At 31.0% G+C, this 5,079-nt stretch carries 5 protein-coding genes; 3 read left to right on the top strand and 2 right to left on the bottom strand.

The genetic code is table 11. The features are described from left to right. Nucleotides 1–571: T9SS type A sorting domain-containing protein (locus WBN21_RS07405; protein WP_424198923.1), on the top strand; the 571-nt coding region annotated here is incomplete at its 5' end. Nucleotides 572–585: 14 nt separating this feature from the next. On the opposite strand, the gene WBN21_RS07400 is transcribed toward WBN21_RS07405, so the two are convergent. Then, nucleotides 586–1,200, bottom strand: a complete 615-nt coding sequence (locus tag WBN21_RS07400) for a deoxynucleoside kinase (protein WP_424198921.1) — start codon at nucleotides 1,198–1,200, stop codon at nucleotides 586–588. A 4-nt stretch (nucleotides 1,201–1,204) separates the two neighbouring features. Further along, the gene (locus WBN21_RS07395; RefSeq protein ID WP_424198919.1) at nucleotides 1,205–1,984 is read right to left on the bottom strand and encodes a hypothetical protein; all 780 of its coding nucleotides are present in this window, start codon (nucleotides 1,982–1,984) and stop codon (nucleotides 1,205–1,207) included. A 185-nt stretch (nucleotides 1,985–2,169) separates the two neighbouring features. Here WBN21_RS07395 and WBN21_RS07390 point away from each other — a divergent pair, with 185 nt between their 5' ends. Both WBN21_RS07390 and WBN21_RS07385 read left to right on the top strand, forming a co-directional pair. After that, complete coding sequence (locus WBN21_RS07390) at nucleotides 2,170–3,030, top strand: GLPGLI family protein (protein WP_424198918.1); 861 nt, start codon at nucleotides 2,170–2,172, stop codon at nucleotides 3,028–3,030. Nucleotides 3,031–3,058: 28 nt separating this feature from the next. Next, nucleotides 3,059–5,079: carboxypeptidase regulatory-like domain-containing protein (locus tag WBN21_RS07385; protein ID WP_424198916.1), on the top strand; the 2,021-nt coding region annotated here is incomplete at its 3' end.

Below are 5,079 nucleotides of genomic sequence, written 5' to 3'. Positions count from 1 at the left end.
AAATGCTAATGATGGCTCTGCTTATTTAACTTTTGATATGCAATGTCAAAAAATAGTTACTAGTGTAAATATTTATTTTCATAAAGGAGATACTAGATCATCATCTTTTAAAATTGCAACTTCTAATGATGGAATTAATTTTTCAGATGCTACTTCAGTTTTAACAAGTTCTGGAACCACAGTTGGGTTTGAAGCGTTTCAATTAACTCCAAATCCTACAGTTCAATATGTTAGAATTTTAGGTTACGGGAATTCTGAAGGAAGTGGTTGGAATAGTTATGAGGAAGTGGAGATTCATGGTAATAATGATTGCTCAACATTAAGTGTTAATGATATTTCTGAAAAAAGTGACACTATTAGTATTTATTCAGTTCCAACAAAAGGAGAATGCATTTATATTAGTTCGGAAAGAAATAGGCTAGGAACTATTAAAATATTTGATGTTCAAGGGAAATTACTTCATGTCCAAAAAACAGAAAACACCTCCACTAAAATAGATATCCGCTATTTCTCAAAAGGAGTATATTTATTGAAAACGGATGGAGGTACTAAGCGGTTTGTAATAAATTAGAAAAGCTTGATTTTTTAAAATAGTCCGTTAATCTCGGCATCAATAGTATTAATTACTTGGCCTAAATCTTCTTGATTGTCTACAAAGTTTAAATTGTCAACATCAATAATTAGTAGTTTTCCTTTATCGTACCCATGTATCCAGGCTTCGTAGCGTTCGTTTAATCGACTCAAATAATCAATACTAATTGAGTTTTCATAATCACGACCACGCTTATGAATTTGAGCTACTAAATTTGGAATAGAACTTCTTAAATAAATCAATACATCTGGACCCTGAACCAGAGATTCCATTAAGTCAAAAAGTGATTTGTAATTTTCAAAATCACGGTTTGTCATTAATCCCATAGCATGTAAGTTGGGTGCAAAAATGTGGGCATCCTCATAAATGGTTCTATCTTGAATAATATCTTTTCCGCTCTGGCGAATCTGTAAAACTTGGCGAAACCTGCTATTTAAAAAATACACTTGTAAATTAAAACTCCAGCGTTCCATTTGCGTGTAAAAATCATCTAGATATGGGTTATCTACAACATCGTCTAATTGCGCTTCCCATTTATAGTGTTTAGCTAATAATTTAGTGAGAGTCGTTTTTCCAGCGCCAATATTTCCGGCAATAGCAATGTGCATGGTTTTAATTAGTTTTTAGTTGATATTTTTGTAGGACTTTATGGTTGTAAATATACAAGGTTTCATTGGTTACAAAAAACTGATTTATTAACAAATTTGATGTTTTAATAGGTATAATTTTTTCGCTATCCTTTTTTATGAAAAGTAAAGCGTTTTCTTTTTTCAAAATGACATTTTCATTACTTTCTGCAAGAGCGGTATAGCCTGTGTTTGTTATCTTTTTCAATAAACTACCAAAGTAATTATAGGTATATAAATAGTTTTCGGTTAGTAACCAGCAGGAGTTGTAATTACTCTTTATATCAAGCACAGCACTTTGTACAGGCGCCGTTTGAGCGCGGGTTATTCTAGATTTATAATCGAATAACTCAAGTTTTTGTAAGTCTTGATTAAAAATCCAAATAGTATTATCATGACCTGTAGAAACATGCGAAACACTTTTATATTCTGAAAGCGTATTGAAATCTATTTTAAATATTTCAGCAAATCTATTATCAAGTATAATTATGGTATTGAAATCTTTATAGAATAAATTAATTTTTAAAGGATTGAAAGCATTTGCCGATTCAATGGTTCCTAATTGTAAATTATTATAGTTAATGGTTTCGATATTTGTTTTTTTATAAATAACATCATCTTTTATATAATATGAAGTACCGAAATTATCAACAGAAATTAAGGTGTCAACATTTAAATCCACTTTGCTAATTAACCTTGCTTCAATTGATTCTTGCGAAAAGATTGAAACAGAGAAAAAAATGAAGATGTAAAACGTAAATTTCATTGCAGATTGAAAAGTACAAAAATCAAACCATTTATTTGTGAATTAGTGAAAACATCCCTCAAATTTTTATTTCATTTTTTTAACTTAAAATTAACCCATACGCATTAAACTATTGCCTAATATTCTAGTCTTAAAGTATAGTTGTCTTTTAATTTCGTTTTAATAATATTTCAAGTCCTTTCATTATGAAAAATAACATCACAAAATTTTATATTCCATTATTAATAGTATTAGGAAGTTTATCATTTCACGCTCAAGAATTTCAAGGAAAAGCCTACTACTTTTCAAAAACTACTATGGATATGAGTCGTTTTAATAGAGGAGGAGACCAAATGACAGAACAAAGGAAGAAAGAATTAGAAACGCGTTTTAAATCCATGTTAGAAAAAACGTATGTACTAACATTCAATAAAGAAGAATCTATTTTTGTAGAAGATGAAAAATTATCTACGCCAGGAACAGATTCTGGAAGAGGACCAGGGGGTTTTGCAAGTAATTTTTCGCCAGGACCAGAATATAAAAATATTAAAGACAACATTTATTTACAAGATCAAGAGTTTTTCGGAAAGCAATTTTTAATTAAAGAAGACATGCAACCTCTGGAATGGAAAATGGGAACAGAAACCAAACAGATAGGGCAATATATGTGCTTTAAGGCTACGACTAAAAAAGTATCTACCAGTATTGAATTTGGACCGCCACCAAGAAGAGATAACAGCGAAAAAGAATCAGGTGCTTCAGAAGAAAAGGAACCAGAAATGGTTGACGTTGTTGCTTGGTACACGCCACAAATTCCAGTTAGCCAAGGGCCGTCTGATTATTGGGGATTGCCAGGATTGATATTGGAAGTAAGCGCAGGAAACACCATCATGCTATGCACTAAAATCATAATAAATCCTGAAGAAAAAACAGAAATTAAAGCACCAAAAAAAGGACAAGTTGTAACCCAGCTGGAATACAAAGAAATCATTACCAAAAAAATGGAAGAGTTTAGAGAAAGCAGAGGAAGAGGCGATGGCAGACCAGGAGGAGGAGGAAGACGCTAAACATTCAAATTAATTATAATAATAAAAAATGATAAAGAAATTTATTTTTATCGCGCTTTTAGGCTTCGCAAATACTGTAATTTCTCAGGTTAAATTTGAAGGGGTTGTAAAAGATAGTATTGGCACACCTTTGGAATTAGCAAATGTAATAGCCATTAATCAAGAAACTAAAACATTACAATCTTATGGAATTACCGATCAAAAGGGGTTTTTTAGATTGAATCTTTCCAAAAACGAATCTTATAGTATTCAGGTAAGTTATATAGGAATGAAAACGTTTACAGAATCCATTTCTACAAAAGAAGAAGATATAACAAAAAACATCACTTTAAATGAAGATAATGCTTTAGATGAAATAGAGTTAATCTATGAAATGCCGGTAACTGTAAAAGGAGATACCTTAATTTATAATGCAGATTCTTTTAAAAATGGAAGTGAACGTAAGCTAGAAGATGTTTTAGAAAAATTACCAGGTGTTGTAGTAAATGATGATGGCCAAGTTGAAGTTGAAGGTAAGGTAGTGAGCAAGCTAATGGTAAATGGTAAAGATTTTTTTGATGGCGACACCAAATTAGGGATTAAAAATATTCCTTCAAATGCGGTTGATAAAATACAAGTTCTGCGGAATTACTCTGAAGTTGGTCAATTAAGTGGCGTTACTAATAATCAAGATAATGTAGCTTTAAATATTAAGCTTAAAAAAGGAAAGGAAAACTTTTGGTTTGGTAATGTAACTGCCGGTGGAGGTGCATCACCAGATGAAGAACTTTATTTGCTACAACCAAAATTGTTTTATTACAGTCCAAAATTTAGCTTGAATTTTATTGGCGATTTAAATAATATAGGTGATTTAGCTTTAACACGTAGAGATCTTAGAGGTTTTGGTGGAGGTTTTAGAGCACCTAGCAGAAGTAGTGGTACAAGTATTAACCTAGGAGATAACGGTCTCGATTTTCTAACAACACAAAATAATGCCATTGAAATTGAAAATAAGTTAGCCGCTACAAATTTTAGTTATTCGCCTAATGAAGCATTAGATATTAGTGGTTTTGCAATATTTAATAGTAGCAGAATTTTATCAAAAAAAACAAGTTTTATTCAATATACCGATTCAGATTTAGGAATTCCAGATGAGGCAACAGAGCAAAGTAGTAACGAACGTTCTAATCAAGGGTTATTAAAGTTAAGTGCTGTTTATAAACCTAATATTAATAACCAATTAGATTATGATATTTTAGGGCGCTTTTCTAAAGATGAACAAGATCAAAACTTTTTGTCTTCAGTACTTGGAAACACAAATCAGCTAGATGAAGTAACCCCTTTTACTATCAATCAAAATTTGAATTATTATTATACGCTTAACGAAACCAATATATTTGCTATTGAAGCGCAGCATTTAATAAAAAATGAAGATCCATTTTATAATGCCATGTTGGTTAATGATCCTGATAATAGTGATGCTTTTGATACGACTGCAGAAGCAATGGGTTTTGTAACTACCTTAGATAATTATGATATAGGTCAAAACAGACGTATAAAATCAAACCAAATTGATGCTAAATTAGATTATTACAACATTCTTAATGATAAAAGTAATATCAATTTCACCTTAGGAACCATTTTAAGCCGACAAGAATTTAACTCAAATATTTTTCAATTTTTAGATGATAATTCAGAGTTTGAGCCAACGCCAACATTTAATGATGGTCGTGCTACAAATGACACCGATTATAACTTTACCGATTTTTATTTAGGTACACATTATACCTTGAAAACAGGAATATTTACAATTACTCCAGGGTTTTCTTTACATGCCTATGGAAATAAGAATAGCCAATTTGGAGAAACTTATGAGGATAATTTCTTTAAGTTACTACCAGATTTTGAAACCATTATTCAGTTTAAAAAGAGCGAAAGTTTAACGCTTCGTTACCAAATGCAAAACCAGTTTACAGATGTTACCAGTTTAGCTCAAGGTTTGGTATTTAATAACTATAATAGCATTCAATATGGTGAGCCTGAATTGCAAAATGCGTTATCTCATAATGT

It is taken from the genome of Algibacter sp. (genome assembly GCF_049667265.1).
Taxonomy (GTDB): domain Bacteria; phylum Bacteroidota; class Bacteroidia; order Flavobacteriales; family Flavobacteriaceae; genus Algibacter_B.
The sequence above is the reverse complement of the archived record's forward strand: the minus strand, read 5'-3'. Positions and strand labels throughout refer to the sequence as shown.